Below are 22,794 nucleotides of genomic sequence, written 5' to 3'. Positions count from 1 at the left end.
TGTTGCTCAGCGCCGCCAGCTGGGCGCTGACGTAGGAGCTCAGCCCGTTCAGCGAGGACATCGTGGCGTCCAGCGCCTGGTACTGCTTGCGCAAGCGTTCCTCGGTCTGGTCCAGGCGCAGCTGCATGGTGTCCTGGTTCTTGGTGTTGCGCGTCAGCATGCTCTGCAGGCTGCTGCTCTTGGTCTCGAAGGTGCCGCCGCTGCCCAAGGCGGCATCGGCCAGCGCCTTGTAGCGCCGCACGAAACCCGTGCTGGCGTTGTCCGCGCCGATGGTGTTGAACAGCTTGTTCAGCTCCGGCAGGTTGTTCAGCGCACTGCCGAGCTTGGTGTCGTCGACCTTCAGCGTGCCGTCGGACTGCATCGAAATGCCCACGTCGGACAGCCGCGTCCAGGTGCTGGACGCGCTGCTGCTGACGTTGAGCACGCCGCGCAGCTGGTTCAGCAGCGATACGGCGGACGAGTCGCCCTGCAGCGCACCGGCGGTCTTGCTGGTGCTGTCATAGGCCGTCTGGCTGCGCAGCTGCGCGGCCAGTTCGTTGAAGGCGGTGACGAAATCGCTGATCTTGGTCTTCACGCCGGCGGTGTCGGCGGCCACGGTCACGTCCACCGGGGTGGCGCTTTCCTTCATCAGCGTGATGGTCAGGCCGTCGACCACGTCGCTCAGCGTGTTGCTGGCCGAGGTGATGGCGATGCCGTTGATCTCCGCCTGCGCATTCGCGGCGGTCTGCACCTGCGTCATCTGCGATGCGCCGCCGGCCAGGTCGAAGGCCAGCGAGGACAGGCCGGTCGCATCGTTGCCGTCGTCGAAGGTTTCGCTGGCGGTGATGCGGAAGGCGTTTTCGGCGCCGCTGTCCTTCGATCGGATCGACAGCCGCGAACCCGACGCGTCGTTGACGATGCTGGCCACCACGCCGGCGCCAGCGGCATTGATCTTGTCGCGGATGCTGGCCAGGCTGGTGTCGCCCTCGCCGATGTCGATCGAGAACGGCGCACTGCCGCTCTTGGCGGTGAAGGTGTCGGTGGGCGTGCCGCTCCAGGCGCCCAGCTCGATGGTCAGCATGCCAGCATTCAAGTTGGTGGTGCCGGACGGCAGCGCGGTGCTGGTGACGGTCTGGCTGGACGCGAGCTTCTGCACCGTCACCGCGTAGTTGCCGGCCACGCTGCCGGTGCCGGTGCTGACCTTCAGCGCCGTTGCGTCGGACGGCGTGGCGGTGGTGGCGTTCCACAGCGACAGCGAGGTGAGGGCGTTGCTCTTGTCCTGCAGTGTGGCGAAGTAGCTCTTCAGCTTGCCGTAGGTCGAAATCTTCGTGCTCAGGCTGGTGGCCGCGGTCTTCAGCGCGTCCAGCGGCTTGGACTCCACCGCCATCAGCGAGGTGATGATCGAGCTGACGTCCAGGCCGCTGCCCAGGCCGGCCGAGCTGATGCTGCCGGTGGTGGTGCTGGTGATCGAGGTCATGGTGGTGCGGGCTCCTTCGCCTACGGTTTATCGGCCGGGCTTCAGCCGGCTTGAGGGAAGACAGCCAAAAAAAAAGGCCAGCCCGGGTGGACTGGCCTGCAGCTGTCGGCGTCCCCACGCCTGCACCCACACTCACCCTTGCAGCAACTTCAACACCTGCTGCGGCAGCGCATTGGCCTGCGCCACCATCGCGTTGCCGGCCTGCTGCAGGATCTGCGCGCGGCTCAGGTTCGCGGTTTCCGCGGCGAAGTCGGCATCCATGATGCGGCCGCGCGCGGCCGACTGGTTCTCCGAAGACACCTGCAGCACGCTGATGATGGCTTCGAAGCGGTTCTGCGCGGCGCCGTAGGTGGCGCGCTCGCTGTTCATGGTGTTCATCATCGTGTCCAGCGCGGTGATCGCCGCCGTGGCCTGCGCGGCGTCGGTCACGTTGCCGCCGGTCACCGCCAGCACGTCGGCATTGGCCGACAGGTCGGTGGTGGTCACGGTGACGGTCTGGCCGGCATCGGGGCCGACCTGGAAGTCCTGCGCACCGGCGCCGCCGGCCAGGATGGCCAGGCCGTTGAAGGTGGTGGCGCCGATGGTGCGGGTGATTTCCTGCGCCAGCTGCTGGTACTCGGCGTCGAGGTTCAGCCGGTCGGTGTTGGTATTGGTACCGTTGGCCGACTGCACGGCCAGCTCGCGCATGCGCTGGCCCACGTCGGTCAGCTTGCCGATCGCGCCTTCAGCCGTCTGCGACAGGCTGATCGCGTCGTTGGCGTTGCGCACCGCCACGTTCATGCCGCGCACCTGAGCATGCATGCGCTCGGCAATCGCCAGGCCGGCGGCGTCGTCCTTCGCGCTGTTGACGCGCAGGCCGGAGGACAGGCGCTGCATCGAGGTTGCCAACGACCCTTGCGAGGTCGACATGTTGCGCTGCGCGTTGAGCGAGGCGATGTTCGTGTTGATCGTCTGGGCCATGGTGGTACTCCACAAGAATTCGATGACTCCCGAACGACCTGTCGACCCTCATCGGGCTCGGCACTCCATCCGGACCCGCCATCGAATGTGATGACGTTCAAATGGATTGTCGGCATCTCCCCACGCCCCGATGCCCCGAAATGCGGCTGGAATCCTGCCCAGTTTCCGGCTGGAATGAAAAAGACGCCACCTCTTGCGAAGTGGCGTCTGCTGCCGGCCTGCGCCGGCGAGAGCGGTGCTGCGAATCAGTGGCGTGGATCGACCACGCGCCTTATCAGCGCAGCAGGGCCAGCACTTGCTGCGGCAGCTGGTTGGCCTGCGCCACCATCGCATTGCCGGCCTGCTGCAGGATCTGCGCGCGGCTCAGGTTGGCGGTTTCCGAGGCGAAGTCGGCATCCATGATCCGGCCGCGGGCAGCGGTCTGGTTCTCGGCCGACACCTGCAGCACGCTGACGATCGCGTCGAAGCGGTTTTGCGCGGCACCGTAGGTGGCGCGTTCCGTGTTCAGCGTGTTGATCAGCGTGTCGAGGTTGGTGATGGCCGTGGCGGCGTTGCCGGTCAGGATGTCGCCACCGGTCACCGCCGTCACGTCGGCGTTGGCCGACAGGTCGGTGGTGGTGATGGTGACGGTCTGGCCCGAGTTGGCGCCGACCTGGAAGTCCTGCGCACCGGCGTTGCCGGCCAGGATGTTCAGGCCGTTGAACGACGTGGCACCGATGGTCCGCGTGATTTCAGCGCCGAGCTGCTGGTATTCGGCGTTGAGGTTGGTGCGGTCGGCGTCGGTGTTCGTGCCGTTGGCCGATTGCACCGCCAGCTCACGCATGCGCTGCGCCATGTCGGACAGCTTGCCGATCGCGCCTTCAGCGGTTTGTGCCAGGCTGATCGCGTCGTTGGCATTGCGCACCGCCACATTCATGCCGCGCACCTGAGCATTCATGCGGTCGGCGATCGCAAGGCCGGCGGCGTCATCCTTGGCGCTGTTGACGCGCAGGCCGGAAGACAGGCGCTGCATCGAAGTGGACAGCGAGCTTTGCGAGGCGCTGGTGTTGCGCTGCGCATTCAATGACACCACGTTGGTGTTGATGGTCATGGGCATGATGAACTCCTAAGGGTTTCCAGATATCCCGGCAATAGCGCCGACGTTACTCAGGTTACGCACCGGTACCGCGAGTGCGTTTCCGTTGCCGGCCCAGCTGGGTTCATCACCTCGCCGGACCCGCCCGCGCTAGTCGCCGGAGGACATCGGTGCATCACTGCTGAACCGCTATCCCTCGGCCGGCTAACCGGACCGCGGAGGTCTTTCGACGCCCCGTTGGGATGGGTATCGGCCCGCCGATCACACAACTTGAGGGTGTTTCGCCGGGCTTTTGTCGGGTGATGTCAATCAGTTTTCCATGCGAATGCGTGACATTCGGCACGGCACTAGCCATCAATTCGAGCGGATTTATGCCGTCTTGGGGACGGCGGCCTGTCGACTCAGGCGGTGGTCCGCGCTGGGCGCAGGGACACCAGCGCCTCGATGCGTTTGAGCAGTTCGCGGTCGTTCCACGGCTTCTTGAAGATGCCGTACAGGCCCTGGCAGTCGTGCACCCGGGCCTGCAGCTCGTCGTGGCCGGTGATGGCGACGATCGGCAGGTCTTCGGTGTCCAGCTTGCCCTGCACCGCGGCGATCAACTCGATGCCGTTCATGTTCGGCATCTCCAAATCGGTCACCATCACAGCGAAGCGGCCGTGGCCCAACTGCTCCAGCGCTTGGACCCCGTCGTTGGCCAGCACCACCGCGTAGCCGGCGGTCTCGAACAGCTTGCGCAGCTTGGCGCGGGCCACCGCCGAATCGTCCACCACCAGGATGGCCGCTGGCCCGTCGTGCCGGGGGGCTGCGGGCGCGGCCGGCGGGGCAGGGTCGGCCGCCGCGGCATCGTCCCGCCGTGCCGCCAGCAGCAGCAGGATCGCGATCGGGATCGCGATGACAAACGGGATCAGGTAGACGTTGAGCGTGTCGGGGTCGAACATCGGTCGGCGCCGGGCAAAAGGTGTGTGAGATTGTGCCTGCCGGCTGCCGCAAATCGATCCTCGCAACTGTCCCCGACTTCACTGCCTTGCTGGGGCTTGTAGGAATTTGCCTGACACGCCCCACCGAAGAACCGGGACTCCAGATCACGAATTGGCCTGATGTTCCGGTCCAGTTCCGAAGCCTACAGTTCGTTTCACACCAAGCGCAGTTGTTTCCCCCCACCGAACGCACCCGGAGCCACCTCATGAACACCGAACAGATCCTCGCCGAAATCCGTGAAGCCAACCTGTCCTACCTGATGCTGGCCCAGAGCCTGATCCGCGCCGACCGCGAACAAGCGCTGTTCCGCCTGGGCGTCAGCGAAGAGACCGCGGCACTGATCGTCATGCTGACCCCGTCGCAGATGATGAAGATCGCCTCCGGCAACACGCTGCTGTGCCGCATGCGCTGCGACGACGACCTGGTCTGGAGCCTGCTGACCAGCCACGGCAAGTCCTCGGCCAACGACAGCGTGTCCCGCCTGCACGCTTCCATCCTCCTCGCGGGCCGTCACCAAGAAGCCGCTTGAGCTTCAGACACCTGCCAGACACCCGCACCACCCCAGCACATCCAGGAGAGAGACCATGACGCGCACCAAGAGCATCCTGACCGAAGCCAAGCAGATTGACACGGCTGTCGAGCTGATCCGCCTGGGCGCCCGCCTGCAAGTGCTGGAGAGCGAAACCGACCTGAGCTACGAGCGCCTGCTGCGTCTGTACAAGGAAGTGGCCGGCAAGAGCCCGAGCAAGGGCCAGTTGCCCTTCTCGACCGATTGGTTCATGACCTGGCAGCCGAACATCCATGCCAGCCTGTTCCTCAACATCCACGAATACCTCAACAAGGTGGCCGAGCTCGACGAGATCGACACCGTGATCAAGGCTTACAAGCTGTACCTCGAGCAGGTGGGGGCCCAAGAGCTCGAGCCGCAGCTGTCGATCACGCGCGCCTGGCGCCTGGTGAAGTTCGTCGACAACGGCATGCTCTCGATGACCAAGTGCAGCAAGTGCGGCGGCCACTACGTGACCCATCCGCACGAGATCGCCCGCCACTACGTGTGCGGCCTGTGCAACCCGCCGGCGCGTGCCGGCAAGGGCCGCAACACCGGCGCCATCCGCCTGGGCGGCGGGCTCGGCCTGGCCGAGCTGGCCGCCAGCTGCGCCACCGAAGAAGCCGCTCATTGACACCGCCGGATCTTCGAGACCGACGAAGCTGGCAATTGTTCACGTCGTACCGATCTGCGGGCCTTGACCGGAGCCCGCCGATGACCGACAAAGACCTGACTGCAATGTTTTCTTGTTTGCTTGTCTCCTCCTAGGACATCCCCTGTCCTTTTCCGGGCGGCTTCCTTCATCGGAATCCGCCCTTTTTCTTGCCGTTCTTGCAGGGGCACTCAAGCTTTGCCCGGCAACGACCGATAAAAACGACAGAAACACCCCTGCCAGGTGTGTGATGGTCCTCCCCGTGAACCTCGTCCCGTTTTCCAAACAGTACCTGCGGCTGAACGAAGCACTGCCTTTCGGGCTGCGCGACGCCGGCGGCCGCCTGCTGCTGGCCGCCGGCTCCCGGGTGGACCGCAGCGACATGCTGCAGGAGCTGCAAGCGGCCGAGCTCTATGCCGAAGAGAACGAATCGAGCGACTGGCGCCGGCGGCTCGGCGGGGCCATGGATGCGATGCTGCTGCGCAATGCGCCGCTGGGTCGCATTGCCGATGCCCGGCCGGACATGCCCACGCGTGAAGAGAGCAGCTCGGTCCGGCAGTTCACGCTGCGCTTCGGCGAACAATGGGACGAACTGTGCTCGGCGCTGGACGCGCTGCTGCGCGACCCCACGGCCGAACGCAGCTGGCACCAGCGCATGGAAGCTTTGTGCGAGCGGGTGCGGGCTCTCAGCGAGCGGCGCCTGGACGACTCCCTCTATCACCTGATCTACACGGCCGGCCACAGCACCGAGCTCTACAGCAGCCACCACGGCCTGCTGTGCCTGCTGGTGGCGCGGGAAGCGGCGCGCCTGCTGGAATTCGATGCCACGCTGATCGCCAGCATCGAGCGCGCCGCACTGACGATGAACCTGTCGATCCGCCGGCTGCAGGACATGCTGGCCGCCCACGCGCCGACGATCACCGCGGCGATGCGCGCCGAACTGGACAAGCATCCGGAAAAGTCGGCCCAGATGCTGGCCAACATCGGCGTCACCGACCTGGCCTGGTTGGAAATCGTCAAGCTGCACCATGACGACAGCCGCAAGGCCCTGCCGCTGGCTGCGCTGTCCGCGCCGCAACAGGCGGCCCGGCTGCTGCGGCGGGTGGACATCTTCACGGCAAAACTGAGCCGGCGCGCCACGCGGGTGCCGGCCACGCCGGTGCAGGCCGCGCGTGAAGCCTGCATGGGAGCCGATGGCGTGCCGGACGAAATCGGCGGTGCCTTGTTGAAGGCGGTGGGTCTTTATCCGCCCGGCAGCTTTGTTGCGCTGGCCAACGGCGAAACCGGCATCGTCATCGGCCGCGGCCGCCGCGCCAACCTGCCGGTGGTGGCGGCCTTGGTGGCGGGTTCCGGCGCCCCGCTGGGCACCCCGGCCCTGCGCGACACGCTGGACAAGCGCTTCGCGGTGAAGTCCGCGGTCAGCGTCACGGCGGTGAAGGTGATTCCGCCACACGACCGGCTGATGATGATGCGCTGACGCGCTGCGAGCCCTGGCTCGCCGCCTTTCATGCCGGTGGAATCGGGCGCTTTTCGAACGATAGCGCCGGGCCCGTCGCCCCGACACTGGGGTGTATGAACGCACTGTCCAAGCCACGCCTGCCGTGGCCCTTGCCAGCCTTGCTGGCCTGGGTCTCGGCCTGGGTCGTGTTCCTGCTGCTGCGCTCCGACCCATCGACCGAACTGCTGGCGCTGCCGGCGGCCGTGCTGGCCGGTGCGGCCTGGGCCTGGCCGGCGCAAAGCCGCTGGCGCCGGCTGTTCATCGCGCTGGGGTTTCCGCTGTCGGTGCTCGGCAGTGGCCTGGCAGCGGGCTTGCCGGCCTGGGCCTGGCTGGTGCCGCTGGCCTTGCTGGCGCTGGCCTACCCGCTGCGCGCCTGGCGCGATGCGCCGCTGTTCCCGACACCGCCCGATGCACTGACCGACCTGCCGCGCCATGTCGTCCTGCCCCAGGGGGCCTGCGTGCTCGACGCTGGCTGCGGCCTGGGACATGGCCTGCAGGCCTTGCGCCAGGCCTGGCCGGAGGTGCATGTCGAAGGCATCGAATGGAGCTGGCCGCTGCGTTTGGCCGCTGGCTGGCGCTGCCGCTTCGCCCGGGTTCGCCAGGGCGACATGTGGCGCCTGGACTGGTCCGGCTACGACTTGGTCTACCTGTTCCAGCGGCCCGAGAGCATGCAGCGTGCGCTGGCCAAGGCTGAATGCCAGATGCCCGCCGGCGGCTGGCTGGCCAGCCTGGCCTTCGAAGTGCCCGGCGCGCGGCCGCATGCGGTGCTGCAAGAAGGCAGCGACAAGCCACTCTGGTTGTACCGAATCGGCGAAAACAGAAGCCTTGCCTCAATGCCGGGCGCATCGGGTCGATAACGCCTTACAGAACACAAGGTGGCGCGTCTTTCATGAAGCGTCACCCCAACACACACCCTTCTCACCATGTTCGTCATCATCGGCTGGCTCCTTGCCCTGGGGTGCATCTTCGGGGTGTACATCGCACACGGCGGCAACATCGCCGTGATCCTGCATGCGTTGCCGTTCGAACTGATCACCATCTTCGGGGCCGCTGCCGGTGCATTCCTGGCCAACAACCAGATGAAAGTCATCAAGGCCACCCTGAGGGGCCTGGGCGCCTGCTTCAAGGGCGGAAAATTCAGCAAGGCGCGCTACATGGAACTGCTGGCGCTTTTGTTCGACATCCTGCAGAAGGCCCGCAAGGAGGGCCTGATGTCGATCGAGAAGGATGTGGAAGACCCGCACAACTCGCCGGTGTTCCAGAAGTACCCGACGGTGGGCAACGACCACCACGTCACCGAATTCATCACCGATTACCTGCGCATGATGGTCTCCGGCAACCTCAATGCCCACGAGATCGAAAGCCTGATGGACAGCGAGATCGACACCCACCATGCCGAAGAGCATGCCGCGGTGGCCGCCATCGCGCGCCTGGCCGGTGGCCTGCCGGCCTTCGGCATCGTGGCCGCCGTGCTCGGCGTGGTCAACACCATGGGCTCGGTGGGCCAGCCGCCGGCGGTGCTGGGCGGCATGATCGGCTCGGCGCTGGTCGGCACCTTCCTCGGCATCCTGCTGGCTTACGGCTTCGTCGAACCGCTGGGTGGCCTGCTCGAGCAGAAGGTCGAGGATGCCGGCAAGGAACTGCAGTGCATCAAGACCACGCTGCTGGCCAGCATGCAAGGCTATGCGCCGCAGGTGGCCATCGAATTCGGCCGCAAGGTGCTGTATTCGGGCGACCGCCCGACCTTCACGGAGCTGGAAAGCCACGTCAAAGGTCGAAAGTAAGCGTCACGAGATAACAGGTAAAAAACATGGCCGGCGACGCTAAGAAGCTCCAACCCATCATCATCAAGCGCGTCAAGAAGGGCGGCCACGCTGTCCATGGCGGCGCGTGGAAGATCGCCTACGCCGACTTCGTCACGGCGATGATGGCCTTCTTCCTGCTGATGTGGCTGCTGGGCTCCACCACCGAGGGCGACAAGAAGGGCATTGCCGACTACTTCGCGTCGCCGCTGAAGGTGGCGCTGCTGGGCGGCGGCTCCGGCTCAGGCGATTCTTCGCATGTGGTCAAGGGCGGCGGCGAGGATCTGTCGCGCTCCAACGGCCAGGTGCGCCGCGGCGACGTGGAGGCCACGCGCAGCACGATCAACCTGCATGTGCTGAAAGAACAGCAGCGCAAGGCCGAGCTCAGCAAGCTCGAAGAGCTGAAGGAAAAGGTCGAGAGCGAGTTGCGCAACAACGCCAAGTTGGCGCAGATGGCCGCACAGATCAAGCTGGACATGACACGCGACGGCCTGCGCATCCAGATCGTCGACGAGCTGAACCGGCCGATGTTCGATTCCGGCAGCGCAGTCGTCAAACCCTACATGCGCGAACTGCTGCGCGCCATCGGCGCGGTGCTCGGCGAAGTGCCCAACCGCATCACGCTCGAGGGCCACACCGATGGCCTGCCCTTCGGCGCCAATGATCGCGGCTACAGCAACTGGGAGCTGTCGTCCGACCGCGCCAATGCTTCGCGCCGCGAGCTGATGGCCGGCGGCCTGGATGAAGGCCGCGTGCTGCGGGTGCAGGGCCTGGCCTCCAGCTCGCTGTACACCGCCGACGACCCCTTCGATCCGCAGAACCGCCGCATCAGCATCATCGTGATGAACCGTGATGCCGAGGACCGCTTTTTCCGCCCGCAGCTGACCGCCGAGCCCGCGCCCCCGGCCGAGCCGTCGATCCGGCCCGAGCGTCCGATGGTGGTGTCAAGTCAGCCGATCGTCGGCCGATAAAGCCCCTACCAACGTTTTCAACCGCCCTTCGTCCAGCCCACTCCCTTCGAGGACTGTCATGAGCAATCCCTCCGACCTCAAGTTTCTGATCGTCGACGACTTCTCCACCATGCGCCGCATCGTGCGCGGTCTGCTCAAGGAAATGGGCTGCAACAACGCGGAGGAGGCCGAAGACGGCGCCGTCGCGCTGGGCATGCTCAAGGCCTCGCGCTACGACTTCGTGGTCAGCGACATCAACATGCCCAACATGAACGGCTTCGATCTGCTCAAGGCGATCAAGGCCGACGAATCGCTGAAGCACCTGCCGGTGCTGATGGTCACCGCCGAAGCGCGCAAGGAAGACATCGTGCTCGCTGCACAAAGCGGTGCCGCCGGCTACATCGTCAAGCCCTTCACCAAGGCCACCTTGGAAGAGAAGGTGCAGAAGATCATGCAAAAACTGGCGGCCACCGCCTGAGACTCAGGGAGCACACCATGAAGATGGAAGACTTGACGCTGTTGGTCCCCAATCAACCGATCATGGCCTCTCCGGAGGTGTTCCAGCAGATTGGCACCATCACCCGCCTGCTGCACGACACGATGCAGCAGCTCGGCGTGATGCCCAAGCTGCAGGTGGCCACCGAGGGCCTGCCCGATGCGCGCAGCCGCCTGAGCTACATCGCCACCAAGACGGCCGCGGCCGCCGAGAAGGTGCTGAACTCGGTGGACCAGGCCAAGGCCGAACACAGCCACATCGCCGCCGAAACCCGCAAGCTGGCCGACGCGCTGGTGGCTGACCCGGTCAAGGCCGTGGCCTCGGGCGCGGTGCTGAATTTCGTCAACGATGTCGAGGCGCGCACGGCAGTGATCGATGCGCACCTGACCGACATCATGATGGCCCAGGACTTCCATGACCTCACCGGCCAGGTGGTGGCCAAGGTCGTGACGCTGGCCAACGACCTGGAAGACAGCCTGGTCAAGCTGCTGGTGCAGGTGGTGCCGCCGGACCAGCGCGAGAAGGTCGACCCCAACATCCTGCAAGGCCCGGTGGTCAACCCCGCAGGCCGCACCGATGTGGTGGCCGACCAGGGCGAAGTGGACGACCTGCTGGCCAGCCTGGGCTTCTGATTCGAAGGACGTCGACGGGAGAAGGTTTGGCGGCCTGCGGGCCGCTTTTTTGTGGGCCATGCCCTTTCGACTGCAGGGCCCGGCGGCGGCTCCGACAATCCCGGCTTTCATTGCCGGACCTGCCGATGCAGATCGATTTCATTTCCGACGTGGCCTGCCCCTGGTGTGCGGTGGGCCTGCATTCCCTCGAGAAGGCGCTGGCCGAGGTGGGCAGCGAGCTGGACGTCACGCTGCGCTTCCAACCCTTCGAGCTGAACCCGACGATGGCGGCAGAAGGCGACGACACGGTGGCCTACCTGGGCCGCAAATACGGCATCAGCGCAGCGCAGATCCGTCAGAACCAGGCGGCGATCCGCGAACGTGGCGCGGCTGTGGGTTTCACGTTCGGTGAGCGCAACCGCGTGTGGAACACCTTCAATGCCCACCGCCTGCTGCACTGGGCCGGGCTCGAAGGCCGGCAGCGTGAGCTGAAGCTCGCGCTGCTGCAGGCCTACCACGGTGAAGGCCGCAATCCCGGCGATGCCGGGGTGCTGACCGACCTGGCCGGCCAGGTGGGGCTGGATGTGGCGCGGGCGCGCGAAATCCTGGCCAGCGACGAGTTCGCGGCCGAGGTGCGCGAGGCGGAGCGCCATTGGGCCGACGCCGGCATCCAGTCCGTGCCCGCTGTGGTGATCGATGGCCGGCACCTGATCCAGGGCGCGCAGCCGCCCGAGGTCTTTGCGCAGGCATTGCGACAAGTGGCCGCGCAGGGCTGAACGAAGCGCCGCGCGGCCTGATCGCCGTGTCACCGCCGGTGGGGGAGCGGCCCGCCAGCGCCCGATCAGGGCCGCGAATGCGGCTTTTTTGCGCCGTTCATGGCCGGTGCCGCGCTCCTACGATGGCTTGCCCTCGCTCCGCTTGCGCCAAGCCACGCCATGCCCACCCTGATCTCGCCGCCGACCCCGACCCCGAGTGCCACCAGCACGCTGTCGCTGACCGAGCTGATGGGCCAGGCCGGCGCACTGCAGCAGGCCGGCCAGCCCGAGGCCGCCGCCGCGCTGTACCAGCAGTGGCTGGCCGAAGCCGGCCCGGTGCCGCTGCGCCACGTGGCGCTGTTCAACTGCGGTACCTTGCTCAGCGCGCTGCAACGCGAGAACGAAGCCGAAGCCGCCTATGCCGAAGCGCTGCAGCTGCAGCCCGATTTCGTGCACGCGCTGCTGAACATGGGCCATGTGCTGGAACGCCGTGGCGCGACCGACGAAGCGCTGGCGCACTGGCGCCGCGTGGTCGACACCAACGCCGCGCTGGACCTGCGCGTGCATGCCCTCAACAACCAGGGCCGCCTGCTCGAAACCCTGCGCCGCTACCCCGAGGCCGAAGCCTGCCTGCGCGACAGCCTGCTGCTGCAGCCGCGCCAGACCGACGTGATCCAGCACTACGTGCACCTGCGCCAGAAGCAGTGCAAGTGGCCGGCGCACGAGCCGGTGGGCGAGGTGACGCCGAACATGCTGCTCACCGGCACCTCGCTGCTGGCGATGATGAGCGCCAGCGACGATCCCGCGCTGCAGCTGATGGCCGCGCAACGATTCTGTTATGAAAAGGTGCCCAAGCCGCCGGCCGTGGCGCTGCACAGCCTGATGCCGGCGCGCACGGGCCGCATCAAGATCGGCTACCTCTCTGGCGATCTGCACACCCATGCCGTCGGCCTGCTGGTGCCTGAACTGCTGGAGCTGCATGACCGCAGCAAGTTCGAGGTGTTCGGTTTCTGCTGGACGCCGGAGTCCCATACCCCGCAGCGCAGGCGCCTGCTGGCGGCACTGGACCACCATGTGCGCCTGGCCGGTGTCGATGACGACACGGCGGCCAAGCTGATCGCACAAGCCGGCATCGACGTGCTGGTCGACCTGCAAGGCCTGACCAGCGGCGCGCGCCCCGCCATCCTCGGCCACCGCGCCGCGCCGGTGCAGGTGAGCTACCTCGGCCTGCCTGGAACTTCCGCGTTGCCGGGGGTGGACTGGATCCTGGCCGACCGCTTCGTGATGCCGCCGGCGCTGCTGCCCTACTGCACCGAAAAACCGATCTACCTGCCGCATTGCTACCAGGTCAGCGACCGAAAGCGCGACGTTGCGGACAAACCGGTGCGTGCCACCTACGGCCTGCCCGAAGACGCCTTCGTCTTCTGCTCGTTCAACAACAACTTCAAGTTCACGCAGGACGTCTTCCAGGCCTGGATGCGCATCCTGCACGCGGTGCCCAACAGCGTGCTCTGGCTGCTGGCCGACAACGACACCGCGCGCGAGAACATGCTCGCCCAGGCCGATGCGGCTGGCGTCGGACGTGAGCGGCTGAACTTCGCGCCGCGGGTCTCGCCGGCCGAATACCTGGCGCGCTTCCAGCTGGCCGACCTGGTGCTCGACACCTTCCCGTACAACGCCGGCACCACCGCCAGCGACGCGCTGTGGATGGGCGTGCCCATCGTCACGCTGTCTGGCCGCAGCTACATCTCGCGCATGGCCGGCAGCCTGTTGACCGCAGTGGGCCTGCCCGACCTGGTGACCGAAACGCTGGCCGACTACGAAAAGCTCGCGATCACGCTCGGCCGCCAGCCGGCACGCGTGGCCTCCTACAAGCGCTACCTGGCCGAGCAGGGTCAGCGCTCGCCGCTGTTCGACCTGCCGCAGCTGGTGCGCGACATCGAAGCCGAATTCGAGCGCCTGGCGCTGGCGCAGCGCTGAGATCGCCACCAACATGACGGCAGAAGCCACCCGCCTGGACGCCGCTGTTGCAACAGCGGCGACACCCCAACCCGCCCCGGAACCGCCGCCCTGGAACCTCGACAACGACAGCCTGGCGCATGCGCTGGCCTGGTTGAGCAAGCACCATGGCCGCGAACGCTCGGTGGAGTCGCTGCTCGCCGGCCTGCCGGTCAGCGGCCCGCTGGAACCGGGCATGGCCTTGCGCGTGCTGCGCGAGGCCGGCTACAACGCCGGCCTGCTGCAGCGCCGGCTCGACGAGCTGCACTCCCTTCTGCTACCCGCGGTGCTGCTGCTGAAGAACGGCAGTGCCTGCCTGCTGACCGCGCGTGATGCCGCGGCTGGCCGCTGCGAGATCGTGCTGCCCGGCCGCGTGCAACTGCCCAGCAGCGTGGCCGAGGCCGACCTGCAGGCCAGCTATGCCGGCGTTGCCCTGGTCGCCACGCCGCAGGCCGAACGGGCGGCAAGCACAAATGCCACCGAAACACTCACCGACCCCGGCCGTCACTGGCTGTGGGGCACGGTGCGCCGCTTCGCGCCGTACTACCGCTCGGCGCTGTTGGCTGCGCTGCTGAGCAATGCGCTGATGATGGTCACCGGCATCATCACCTCGGTGGTCTACGACAAGGTGATCCCGAACCAGGCCATGGTCACGATGTGGGCGATGGCCGCTGCCGGCGGCCTGGCGCTGCTGTTCGACCTGGTGGCGCGCCAGCTGCGCGCCTACCTGATCGACATGGCCGGCCGCAAGACCGACCTGGTGATCGGTGCCACGCTGTTCCGCCAGAGCCTGGCCGTGCGCATGGAGAACCGGCCCGAATCCTCGGGCGCCTACGCCCATGTGCTGGGCCAGATCGAGATGGTGCGCGAGTTCTTCTCGTCGGCCACGATGTCGGCGATCTCGGACCTGCCCTTCATCTTCGCCTTCGTCGCGATGACCTTCGTGATCGGCGGCCCGCTGGGCTGGGTGCTGGTGATCGCGATTCCGCTGATCCTGGGCTTTGCGTTTGCGATCCAGGGCCTGCTGCGCCGGCTGCAGACCGCCAACATGCAGCAGACCGCCGACCTGCACGGCGTGCTGGTCGAGGCCGTCGACGGCATGGAAGACCTGAAGGCCGCCGGGGCACAGGGTCGCTTCGTGCAGCGCTACGAGTCGACCACCGCGCTGGCCGCCGAAACCGCGCTGCGTTCGCGCAGCGTGTCGAGCTGGACCATCAACCTCTCCGGCGTCTCGCAACAGGCCATCACGCTGGTGATGCTGCTGTGGGGCGTGCACCTGATCCAGGACAAGCTCATCACCGGCGGCATGCTGATCGGCGCGGTGATGTTCGCCGGCCGCGCGATTGCGCCGCTGACCAGCGTGGTGATGCTGGCCACCCGCTTCCAGGGCGCGATGGCGGCATTGCGCGCACTGAACAAGGTGATGGAGCAGCCGACGGAGCGTGAAGCCGGCCGCGCCTACCTGCCGCACCGCCAGTTCACTGGCCGCATCGGGCTGAACGAGGTGTCGTTTGCCTACCCGCCGTCGAACCCGCTGGCGGTGGACGAGCCCACGCCCGAGGTGCTGAAGGGCGTGACGCTGCGATTCGCGCCGGGTGAGCGCGTGGCAATCCTCGGCCGCATCGGCAGCGGCAAGTCCACCATCCTGCGCCTGCTGGCCGGGCTGTACCAGCCGACGGCCGGCCAGGCCGAAGCCGACAGCATCGACCTGCGCCAGTTCGACCCGGCAGACTACCGCGCGCGCGTCGGCTTCGTCGCGCAAGACCCTCGGCTTTTCAACGGAACCCTGAGAGACAACGTATTGCTGGAGCGACCGAGCGCCGACCCGGCTCGCCTGGCCGATGTCGCCCGCCTCACCGGCCTGCAGCGCCTGGTCAGCTCGCACCCGATGGGCTGGGAGCTGCCCGTCGGCCAGGCCGGTTGCCTGCTGTCCGGCGGCCAGCGCCAGCTGGTGGCGCTGGCGCGCTGCCTGGTCACGCAGCCGAAGATCCTGCTGATGGACGAGCCCACCAGCTCGATGGACGCGCAGTCCGAAGTCGCCTTCCTGCGCCAGCTGCATGAAGCCAGTGGCGACTGCACGCTGATCATGGTCACGCATCGGCCGGCGGTGCTGGAGCTGGTGAACCGCGTGATCGTCGTCGACAACGGCCGTGTCGTGCTTGACGGGCCCAAGGCCCAGGTGCTGGCGGCGCTGTCGGGCAGCCCGTCGAACGCTGCCTCGCCTGCTGCCGCGAAGGAGGCGCGATGATCGCCGCGCTGCGGGCTCGCCGCGATGCACGTGAAGCCGTGCTGCGCCCCGACGACCTGGTCTACGTCAGCGCGCTGCGCGCGGCCCAGGTCGCCGAGCCGATGCGCGCCGCGCATTGGGCGATCTACCTGATGCTGGTGATCCTGGCCTGCGCCGTCGGCTGGTCGCTGCTGGCGCGGGTGGACATCATCACGCGCGCCGAGGCCCGCGTCGTGCCCGAAGGCCGCGAGCAGGTGATCGCCAGCCTCGAAGGTGGCATCCTGCGCGAACTGCTGGTGCGCGAAGGCCAGCAGGTGCGCGCCGGCCAGGAGCTGGCGCTGCTGGACCCCACGCGGCTGGAGGCGCAGCAGAACGAAGGCGAGGCCAAGCGCCTGGCGCTGCGCGCGGCGATCGCCCGTGCGCAGGCCGAAAGCAGCGGCCGCGCGCTGGTCTTCCCGCCCGAGCTGAAGCAGGCCCGGGCCGCGGTGGCCGGCGAGACCGAGTCCTACAACGCACGCCAGCGCGGTCTGCACGAAGCACTGGCGATGAACCGACGCAACATGGCCTTGCTGGAAAAGGAACTCAACGTCGCCGAAACCATGTCCGCCAAGGGCCTGATGAGCGAGGTGGAGGTGATGCGCGTGCGCCGCCAGGTCAACGACCTGAACATGCAGATGGAAGACCGCATCAACCGCTTCCGCCAGGAGTCCAGCGCTGAACTGGTGCGCCTGCAGACCGAGCTGTCGCAGGTCGGCGAGCAGATGGTGGTGCGCGACGATGCGGTCAGGCGCACGGTGCTGAAGTCGCCGGTCAACGGCCTGGTCAAGGTGATCCGCGCCAACACGCTGGGCGGGGTGATCGCCGGTGGTGCGTCGCTGATGGAGATCGTGCCGGTCGGCGAACGCGTGCTGGTGGAGTTGCGCATCAAGCCCGGCGACATCGGTTTCGTGCAGGTCGGCCAGCATGCCGAGGTCAAGCTCAGCGCCTACGACTTCGCGGTGTATGGCCGGCTCAAGGGCACGGTGACGATGATCAGCCCCGATGCGCTGGGCGACACCGAACGCCAGGGCTCGACCGGCGCCGACACCACCTACTATCGCGTGCTGATGCATGCCGAGCGCTCGACCTTGCAGGCCGGCGGCAAGCCGCTGGCGGTGCTGCCGGGCATGACCGGCACCGGCGAAGTCAATGTCGGCGAACGCTCGATCCTGAGCTACCTGATGCAGCCGATGACCAAGGCGCAGCAAGCCTTCCAGGAACGCTAGGCCCGCTTTCCGGTCCGGAAACCAGGGCTTCGGTGATGCCCCGATTGAAATCGCCGGATTTGGCGGCATATTCGCGCCTGAGGCCGGACTTCCCCGGCCAGGACGAGAGACAGCATGAAACGAATCATCGTGGGCTTGATGGTGGTGATGTCCAGCCTCAGCTTTGTGGCGGTGAATGTGGAGGCCAAGCGCCTGGGCGGTGGTACCAGCTCCGGCATGAAGCGCCAGACCCCGCCGCCGGATCAGGCGCAGACGCCGGCCAAGCCGGCCGCCACCCCCGGCCCGACCAATGCCGCCGCACCGGCGGCGGCCGCGGCGCCCAAGCGGTCCTGGCTGGGCCCGATCGCCGGCATCGCCGCCGGCCTGGGCCTGGCGGCCTTGATGAGCCACCTGGGCTTTGGTGGCGAGATGGCCAACATCCTGACCATGGTCTTGATGGCGGCCGCCGCGTTCTTCGTGATCCGCTTCCTGCTGCGGCGCTTCGGTCCCGGCGCGGCACAGCGCCAGGCCGCCGTGGCCGGTCCGCAGGGCTTGCAGTTCGCCGGCGCAGGTGCGGGTACCGGCCCGGGCGCCGCTGCAGGTGGCAGTACGGGTGGCGGCTTCTCGAGCATGGGTTCGGGCAGCAGCTTCGCCGCCCCGGCTGCGGCTGCCGCTGCCGCAACGGTCAGCGCCTTGCCGGCGGGCTTCGACGCCGCCGGTTTCGAGCGCATCGCCAAGCTGATCTTCATCCGCATGCAAGCCGCCAACGACGCGGGCAACCTGGACGACCTGCGCCAGTTCGCCACGCCGGAGATGTTCGCCACCTTCCGTCTGGAACTGCAGGACCGCCGCGGCGCCGCGCAGCAGACCGACGTGATGCAGCTGGACGCGCAGGTGCTCGATGTCGCCGAAGAAGCGGGCCAGCAGATCGTCAGCGTGCGCTTCCACGGCCTGGTCAGCGAGTTCAAGGACGCACCGGCCGCACCGTTCGACGAGACCTGGCACCTGGTCAAGCCGAACGACGGCAGCCGCGAGTGGGCCATCGCCGGCATTGCCCAGAACACCGTCAACTGACGGTTCATGACCGGGCACTGCGTCTGCGGTGCCCGTGTTTTCGTAGGTGGGGGTACGGCGCAGCCTGATGCTGCGTTAACCTGCCACCCGCGATGACCTCTGCACTCCCCGAACGCTCCAACGCCGAACTCGCGCGCCTGCTGGCGCGCGTCGCGTTGCAGGACCGCGCGGCCTTCGAGCAGGTCTACCGTCTCACTTCCGATCACCTGCTGGGCCTGGCCCACGGCATCCTGAACCGGCGCGACCGCGCGGAGGATGTGCTGCAGGAAGCCTTCATGAACGTCTGGTACGGCGCCGCCGGCTTCAACCCGGCGATTGCGACGCCGATGACCTGGCTGATCAACATCGTGCGCAACAAGTCCATCGACAAGCTGCGCAGCGGCAAGACCGAACGCGCCTCGACCGTGGAACTGGACGACGAAGCGATGGAGCTGCCCGACGACGGCACGCAGCAGCCGCAGCGGCTGCTCGAAGAAAGCCTGCTGCGCGCCCACATCGACAGCTGCATGGCCGGCCTGGCAGCCGTGCAACGCCAGGCCATCGCGCTGGCTTATTACCGCGGCATGGTGCACACCGAGATTGCCGAGGTGCTGGGCGCCCCGCTGGGCACCGTGAAAGCCTGGGTGCGGCGCGGTGTCGACAAGCTCAAGAGCTGCCTCGAAACCGCCGGGGTCGAGGCGGCATGAACCTGCTGAAGCCCGAACTGCTGGAAGCCCTGGCGCGCGACTACGCGTTGGGCACGATGAGCGGCGGCGCGCGCCGCCGCTTCGAGCGCTTGCAACGCGAGCACTTCGCTGCGCAGCAGGCCGTGGCTGCCTGGGCCGGCCGGCTGGCGCACCTGGCCAAACCGGTGCCGCGCTTGCCCCCGCGGCCAGCGGTGTGGGAAGGCTTGCAGCAGCGCCTGTTCCCCGAGGCCGTGCCCAAGCCCAAGGCCCCGCCCTGGTGGCAGAAAGTCTTCGGCGGCGGCCAAGTCTGGGCAGGCGCCTTGGCCGGCGCCTTGCTGTGCGTTGTCGTGCTGCGCCAGCAGCCCGACTGGGTCGGCCTGGAAACCCACAGCGAGGCCTTGCCGCCGAGTTATGTCGGCCTGCTGCTCGACAGCGCCGGCAAACCCGCCGTGCTGGCCAGTTCACGCCGGCATGGCAAGCAGATCACGATCAAGCTGCTGCAGCCGCTGGCCGTGCCGGTCGGCCGGGTGGCTCAGTTGTGGGGTCTGCCCAAGGACGGTGGCGCGCCGTTTCCACTGGGCCAGGTGCCGCCCAGCGACCGCCCGGGCGTCAGCGTCACGCTGGCCTTGCCGGACAGTGCCGAGAAACTCTTCTTCGGTACCTCGCGGCTGGCCGTGAGCCTGGAAGTGGCACCGGCCAAGCCGGGTGACAAGCCGTCCGGCGACTTCCTCCTGTCCGGACACTGCGTCAAGCTTTGGTAGCCAGTTTTTTTTGCGATGGGCTGCGTCCGCCCATCCCCTCGGTCCCGTAAGTGCGGGCAGGACGCCAAGACAGCGCCCGACGTCGACACCCCCACCCTGAGGAAACGCCCATGAACACCGCATCGATCACCCGCATCGCCACCCGCCTGATGGCCACACTGCTGCTGGGCAGCGCCGGCCTGGCCTTCGCCGCCGACAGCAGCCCGGCCGCGCCCACCGCGCCCGACAAGCTGGCCCCGGCCCGCGCCGAGATCAAGGCCGGCAAGTGGGTGGCGGCGATCGATGAGTTGAAGAAGGTCAACGACGCCGGCAGCGCCGACTGGAACAACCTGATGGGCTACAGCCACCGCAAGGCCAAGGTGCCCGATTACGCGGCCGCCGAGATGTACTACAACGAAGCGCTGCGCATCGACCCCAAGCACCGCGGCGCGCTGGAATATTCCGGCGAGCTGTACCTGGTGCTGGGTGACCTGGCCAAGGCCGAACAGCGCCTGGCCGCCCTGGACAAGGCCTGCTTCCTGTCCTGCGACGAGTACAAGGACCTGAAGAACTCGGTGGCGCGCTTCAAGGCCAACGGCAACAAGTACGTTGCCGCCCAGTGAGCCTGCCGCGGTGCTGAACAGCACCGCATTTCCGGCGGCATTCCGGCGATCGTGCCTTGCCGTGTCGGCGTCTACTGGCGGCTGCGTTCCTTCGTCCGCTGCCCGTGTCGCTGTTTTCCTCCCGTTTTCATGCCTGTTCTCCGCCGCTGCGCCCGCGCCTCGCCGCATGGGGCAGGGCGGCGTTGGTGGCGGCCGCGGTGCTCGCCATGGCCGCACCGCAGGCCTGGGCCGCCGGCTGCAGCGAACCGGCGCCCCCGGCGCCGGCCGCCAGCAACCCCGCGCCGGGCGCTGACCCGCGTGCGCCGCTGCGCACCCTGGCGCTGGGCGCGATCGAACGCAATTCGGGCATCGCTGCAGCCCGCCTGATCGCCGAAGCCGCGTTGGACGACCTGCGCGAGAGCCAGGCCGCCAAGCAGCTGCAAGCCTCTTTCAATGCCAGTGGCGGCCCGGCCGGCAGCCGTGCCGCAGGCAACACCGAGACCAGCGCGGCCCAGCTGCGCGCCGGCGTCACGGTCAGCCAGCTGCTCTACGACGGTGGCCGCACCGACCGCCTGATCGACGTGCGCCGCCTGCAAGGCGAAGCGCTGCGGCTAAGCCATGTCAGCCAGCAGGAGCAGTTGGCACTGAGCACCGTGTCCGCCGCCTTCGAGCTGAGCCGCTACCGCCAGCAGGCCCAGGTCTATGCCGAATACCGCTACAGCGCGGCCTGCCTGGTCGACGCGCTGGAGCAGGTGGTGGCTGCCGACCGCGGCCGGCTGAGCGAGCTGGTGCAGGCCCGCAAGACGCTGTTGCAGGTGGAACTGACGCAATCGCAGACCGATGCAGTGCTGCGCCAGTCGGAGATCCGGCTGCGTCGCTTTGTCGGCGAGCTGCGGCTCGAACCGGCCGCGCTGGCCGCCGTGCTGCTGCAGACGCCGGCCTTGACGCAGCTGCAGGCCGATGCCGAGCGCGCCAGCGAGATCGCCCAGCTGCAGGCGCAGGCCGAAGCGGCCGACGCGCTGACCCAATCCATCCAGGCCAGCACCCGGCCGCAGCTGAGCTGGAACGCCGGCCTGAACCGCTCATCCGCCACGGGTGGCTCGCTGCCCACCAGCCATGGCAGCGCCTTGAGCGCGGGCCTGAGCCTGAGCATTCCACTGCTGAGCCCCGGCACCGACGCCGCCGTCGCCGCCGCGCGCAAGCGTGCGCAAGCCGCCGCGTTGCAGCGCGACGATGCGCTGGACGCGCGCAAGTCCCGCATCGCCGACATGCACGACCAGGCCCGCTCGGCCTTCGAGCGCGCGCGGCTGACCGACAGCATCCTGCGCGACAGCGAACGCCTGCGCGGCTTCACGATGCAGCAGTGGCAGCAGCTGGGCCGCCGTTCGCTGTTCGATGTGATGGCTGCCGAGAGCGACCACTTCGGCCTGCGCATCGCGCAGGTCAATGCCCTGCACGACGGCCAGCAGCTCAATGCGACGCTGCAATCGCTGGGCCGCGGCCTGCTCGACTGGCTGCAGAACTGACGCAGTCCGGGGGGAGTCAGTTCCTCGGTCGCACGTAGGCGATGAGTTCGCGGCCAAAACCCAGGCGCGCGGCGGCGCTGGCGTAGTCCAGGTAGGCCTCGATGTCTTCCTCGATCAGGAAGTTCTCCACCATCACGCGGCTGGCATGCGCGGCCTTGCCCAGCGAGCGGTCGGCCCAGTAGTTCGAGCCCGGGTGGGTCAGGAACAGCTCGATCGGGAAATCGGCCTGGCAGTCCAGCACCTCGTAGTCGCAGTGCGCGAACAGCTGGCGCAGGCTGTCGCGGTTGAAGTAGTTCAGGTGCTGCGGCGGCGCGAACCAGGTGTTGCGCGTGATGCCGCGCTCCAGCAGCAATTGCTGGAAGCGCGAATAGTCGTTGGGCACGCGCACCCGCAGCGCGCCGCCGTCGGCCACCAGGGGTTTCAGCGCCTTCAGGATGCCCACCGGGTCGATCACATGCTCCAGCACGTTCTGCAGGTCGATCAGGCCGTACTGCTGGCCGGCCGCGGCGCCTTCGGCCACCAGTGCATAGGCGTCGCCCTGCACGAAGCAGTCGCGCAGCTGCGGGTTGAAGGTGTCGATGCCGTGGCTGGAATAGTCGCAGCAGCGCATCTGCCAGCCCAGGCGCTGCAGGCCGGCGGCGAAGAAGCCCTCGCCGCAGCCAATGTCGAACGCGCTGCGCGGCAGGCCCAGGCGGCGCGCGGTGGCGTCGGCCGCGCGCGCCACGTTGAAGTAGTAGCGGTGCTCGTCCTCCGGGTAGTCCGGCCGGTAGGAGCCGTGGTGCTGCTGGTAGTAGCTCTCGGCGTAGAACGCCGACAGTTCCTCGGGCGAGGGCGTGGGGTCGGCGCAGATGTAGCCCAGCGCGTGTTGGCGTTCACTAAAGCTCATGCAAGACCCCCTGCGGCGACGATCGGTGGCGGCGATTGTGCCTGCCCGTCCG

22 protein-coding genes are annotated in these 22,794 nt (G+C 67.6%); 17 read left to right on the top strand and 5 right to left on the bottom strand.

The genetic code is table 11. The features are described from left to right. From fliD to VLK61_RS11670, 4 genes are all read right to left on the bottom strand, one after another. Positions 1-1,456 (bottom strand): flagellar filament capping protein FliD (gene fliD, locus VLK61_RS11685; RefSeq protein WP_325421308.1); only part of this gene is annotated, 1,456 nt, incomplete at its 3' end. A gap of 132 nt (positions 1,457-1,588) precedes the next feature. Then, on the bottom strand, positions 1,589-2,416 hold the full coding sequence (locus VLK61_RS11680; protein ID WP_325421306.1) for a flagellin: 828 nt from the start codon (positions 2,414-2,416) through the stop codon (positions 1,589-1,591). Between the two features lie 274 nt (positions 2,417-2,690). After that, positions 2,691-3,512, bottom strand: coding sequence for a flagellin (locus VLK61_RS11675; protein ID WP_325421304.1), 822 nt, complete (start codon positions 3,510-3,512; stop codon positions 2,691-2,693). A gap of 380 nt (positions 3,513-3,892) precedes the next feature. Beyond that, positions 3,893-4,429, bottom strand: coding sequence for a response regulator (locus VLK61_RS11670; RefSeq protein ID WP_325421302.1), 537 nt, complete (start codon positions 4,427-4,429; stop codon positions 3,893-3,895). 245 nt (positions 4,430-4,674) lie between these two features. Here VLK61_RS11670 and flhD point away from each other — a divergent pair, with 245 nt between their 5' ends. The 17 genes from flhD to VLK61_RS11585 all read left to right on the top strand — a co-directional run bounded on the left by flhD (position 4,675) and on the right by VLK61_RS11585 (position 21,856). Beyond that, on the top strand, positions 4,675-4,998 hold the full coding sequence (gene flhD, locus VLK61_RS11665; RefSeq protein ID WP_325421300.1) for a flagellar transcriptional regulator FlhD: 324 nt from the start codon (positions 4,675-4,677) through the stop codon (positions 4,996-4,998). Positions 4,999-5,053: 55 nt separating this feature from the next. Beyond that, positions 5,054-5,650 (top strand): flagellar transcriptional regulator FlhC, encoded by a 597-nt coding sequence (flhC, locus tag VLK61_RS11660; RefSeq protein WP_325421298.1) that lies wholly within the window; start codon positions 5,054-5,056, stop codon positions 5,648-5,650. Positions 5,651-5,930: 280 nt separating this feature from the next. Then, complete coding sequence (locus VLK61_RS11655; RefSeq protein ID WP_325421296.1) at positions 5,931-7,145, top strand: HD-GYP domain-containing protein; 1,215 nt, start codon at positions 5,931-5,933, stop codon at positions 7,143-7,145. Positions 7,146-7,240: 95 nt separating this feature from the next. Further along, positions 7,241-8,023, top strand: a complete 783-nt coding sequence (locus VLK61_RS11650) for a class I SAM-dependent methyltransferase (protein ID WP_325421294.1) — start codon at positions 7,241-7,243, stop codon at positions 8,021-8,023. A 66-nt stretch (positions 8,024-8,089) separates the two neighbouring features. After that, positions 8,090-8,950, top strand: coding sequence for a flagellar motor stator protein MotA (gene motA / locus VLK61_RS11645; RefSeq protein WP_325421292.1), 861 nt, complete (start codon positions 8,090-8,092; stop codon positions 8,948-8,950). A gap of 26 nt (positions 8,951-8,976) precedes the next feature. Then, on the top strand, positions 8,977-9,939 hold the full coding sequence (gene motB, locus VLK61_RS11640) for a flagellar motor protein MotB (RefSeq protein ID WP_325421290.1): 963 nt from the start codon (positions 8,977-8,979) through the stop codon (positions 9,937-9,939). A gap of 58 nt (positions 9,940-9,997) precedes the next feature. Further along, entirely contained in the window at positions 9,998-10,396 is a 399-nt protein-coding gene (cheY, locus tag VLK61_RS11635) for a chemotaxis response regulator CheY (RefSeq protein ID WP_325421288.1), read from the top strand. Between the two features lie 17 nt (positions 10,397-10,413). Further along, on the top strand, positions 10,414-11,046 hold the full coding sequence (locus tag VLK61_RS11630) for a protein phosphatase CheZ (RefSeq protein ID WP_325421286.1): 633 nt from the start codon (positions 10,414-10,416) through the stop codon (positions 11,044-11,046). Positions 11,047-11,171: 125 nt separating this feature from the next. Beyond that, positions 11,172-11,801, top strand: coding sequence for a DsbA family oxidoreductase (locus tag VLK61_RS11625; RefSeq protein ID WP_325421284.1), 630 nt, complete (start codon positions 11,172-11,174; stop codon positions 11,799-11,801). A gap of 159 nt (positions 11,802-11,960) precedes the next feature. After that, the gene (locus VLK61_RS11620; RefSeq protein WP_325421282.1) at positions 11,961-13,760 is read left to right on the top strand and encodes an acetylglucosamine transferase; all 1,800 of its coding nucleotides are present in this window, start codon (positions 11,961-11,963) and stop codon (positions 13,758-13,760) included. Positions 13,761-13,773: 13 nt separating this feature from the next. Then, positions 13,774-16,026, top strand: coding sequence for a type I secretion system permease/ATPase (locus tag VLK61_RS11615; RefSeq protein ID WP_325421280.1), 2,253 nt, complete (start codon positions 13,774-13,776; stop codon positions 16,024-16,026). Further along, complete coding sequence (locus tag VLK61_RS11610) at positions 16,023-17,270, top strand: HlyD family efflux transporter periplasmic adaptor subunit (RefSeq protein WP_325421278.1); 1,248 nt, start codon at positions 16,023-16,025, stop codon at positions 17,268-17,270. Before VLK61_RS11615 ends, VLK61_RS11610 begins: the two co-directional genes overlap by 4 nt. 114 nt (positions 17,271-17,384) lie before the next feature. Next, on the top strand, positions 17,385-18,323 hold the full coding sequence (locus tag VLK61_RS11605) for a Tim44 domain-containing protein (protein WP_325421276.1): 939 nt from the start codon (positions 17,385-17,387) through the stop codon (positions 18,321-18,323). 92 nt (positions 18,324-18,415) lie between these two features. Beyond that, positions 18,416-19,009 (top strand): sigma-70 family RNA polymerase sigma factor, encoded by a 594-nt coding sequence (locus tag VLK61_RS11600; RefSeq protein WP_325421273.1) that lies wholly within the window; start codon positions 18,416-18,418, stop codon positions 19,007-19,009. Beyond that, positions 19,006-19,749, top strand: a complete 744-nt coding sequence (locus tag VLK61_RS11595; RefSeq protein ID WP_325421271.1) for an anti-sigma factor — start codon at positions 19,006-19,008, stop codon at positions 19,747-19,749. Before VLK61_RS11600 ends, VLK61_RS11595 begins: the two co-directional genes overlap by 4 nt. A gap of 110 nt (positions 19,750-19,859) precedes the next feature. Further along, positions 19,860-20,351, top strand: a complete 492-nt coding sequence (locus VLK61_RS11590) for a tetratricopeptide repeat protein (protein WP_325421269.1) — start codon at positions 19,860-19,862, stop codon at positions 20,349-20,351. A gap of 206 nt (positions 20,352-20,557) precedes the next feature. Beyond that, positions 20,558-21,856, top strand: coding sequence for a TolC family protein (locus tag VLK61_RS11585; protein WP_325421267.1), 1,299 nt, complete (start codon positions 20,558-20,560; stop codon positions 21,854-21,856). A 16-nt stretch (positions 21,857-21,872) separates the two neighbouring features. On the opposite strand, the gene VLK61_RS11580 is transcribed toward VLK61_RS11585, so the two are convergent. Further along, positions 21,873-22,742 (bottom strand): class I SAM-dependent methyltransferase, encoded by an 870-nt coding sequence (locus VLK61_RS11580; RefSeq protein ID WP_325421265.1) that lies wholly within the window; start codon positions 22,740-22,742, stop codon positions 21,873-21,875. Positions 22,743-22,794: the final 52 nt, after the last annotated feature.

Source organism: Aquabacterium sp. (genome assembly GCF_035476535.1).
Classification (GTDB): domain Bacteria; phylum Pseudomonadota; class Gammaproteobacteria; order Burkholderiales; family Burkholderiaceae_C; genus Pseudaquabacterium.
This window is presented reverse-complemented; position numbering and strand designations above follow the sequence as displayed.

What these genes read in the sequence shown, in the direction of transcription:
- VLK61_RS11595 (WP_325421271.1), top strand. Translation starts at nt 19,006, where the DNA reads ATGAACCTGCTGAAGCCCGAACTGCTGGAAGCCCTGGCGCGCGACTAC.
- VLK61_RS11610 (WP_325421278.1), top strand. Translation starts at nt 16,023, where the DNA reads ATGATCGCCGCGCTGCGGGCTCGCCGCGATGCACGTGAAGCCGTGCTG.
- VLK61_RS11630 (WP_325421286.1), top strand. Translation starts at nt 10,414, where the DNA reads ATGAAGATGGAAGACTTGACGCTGTTGGTCCCCAATCAACCGATCATG.
- VLK61_RS11675 (WP_325421304.1), bottom strand. Translation starts at nt 3,512, where the DNA reads ATGCCCATGACCATCAACACCAACGTGGTGTCATTGAATGCGCAGCGC.
- VLK61_RS11650 (WP_325421294.1), top strand. Translation starts at nt 7,241, where the DNA reads ATGAACGCACTGTCCAAGCCACGCCTGCCGTGGCCCTTGCCAGCCTTG.
- VLK61_RS11615 (WP_325421280.1), top strand. Translation starts at nt 13,774, where the DNA reads ATGACGGCAGAAGCCACCCGCCTGGACGCCGCTGTTGCAACAGCGGCG.
- VLK61_RS11620 (WP_325421282.1), top strand. Translation starts at nt 11,961, where the DNA reads ATGCCCACCCTGATCTCGCCGCCGACCCCGACCCCGAGTGCCACCAGC.
- VLK61_RS11590 (WP_325421269.1), top strand. Translation starts at nt 19,860, where the DNA reads ATGAACACCGCATCGATCACCCGCATCGCCACCCGCCTGATGGCCACA.
- motB (WP_325421290.1), top strand. Translation starts at nt 8,977, where the DNA reads ATGGCCGGCGACGCTAAGAAGCTCCAACCCATCATCATCAAGCGCGTC.
- VLK61_RS11580 (WP_325421265.1), bottom strand. Translation starts at nt 22,742, where the DNA reads ATGAGCTTTAGTGAACGCCAACACGCGCTGGGCTACATCTGCGCCGAC.
- flhD (WP_325421300.1), top strand. Translation starts at nt 4,675, where the DNA reads ATGAACACCGAACAGATCCTCGCCGAAATCCGTGAAGCCAACCTGTCC.
- VLK61_RS11605 (WP_325421276.1), top strand. Translation starts at nt 17,385, where the DNA reads ATGAAACGAATCATCGTGGGCTTGATGGTGGTGATGTCCAGCCTCAGC.
- VLK61_RS11670 (WP_325421302.1), bottom strand. Translation starts at nt 4,429, where the DNA reads ATGTTCGACCCCGACACGCTCAACGTCTACCTGATCCCGTTTGTCATC.
- VLK61_RS11600 (WP_325421273.1), top strand. Translation starts at nt 18,416, where the DNA reads ATGACCTCTGCACTCCCCGAACGCTCCAACGCCGAACTCGCGCGCCTG.
- VLK61_RS11625 (WP_325421284.1), top strand. Translation starts at nt 11,172, where the DNA reads ATGCAGATCGATTTCATTTCCGACGTGGCCTGCCCCTGGTGTGCGGTG.
- VLK61_RS11680 (WP_325421306.1), bottom strand. Translation starts at nt 2,416, where the DNA reads ATGGCCCAGACGATCAACACGAACATCGCCTCGCTCAACGCGCAGCGC.
- motA (WP_325421292.1), top strand. Translation starts at nt 8,090, where the DNA reads ATGTTCGTCATCATCGGCTGGCTCCTTGCCCTGGGGTGCATCTTCGGG.
- VLK61_RS11585 (WP_325421267.1), top strand. Translation starts at nt 20,558, where the DNA reads ATGGCCGCACCGCAGGCCTGGGCCGCCGGCTGCAGCGAACCGGCGCCC.
- cheY (WP_325421288.1), top strand. Translation starts at nt 9,998, where the DNA reads ATGAGCAATCCCTCCGACCTCAAGTTTCTGATCGTCGACGACTTCTCC.
- flhC (WP_325421298.1), top strand. Translation starts at nt 5,054, where the DNA reads ATGACGCGCACCAAGAGCATCCTGACCGAAGCCAAGCAGATTGACACG.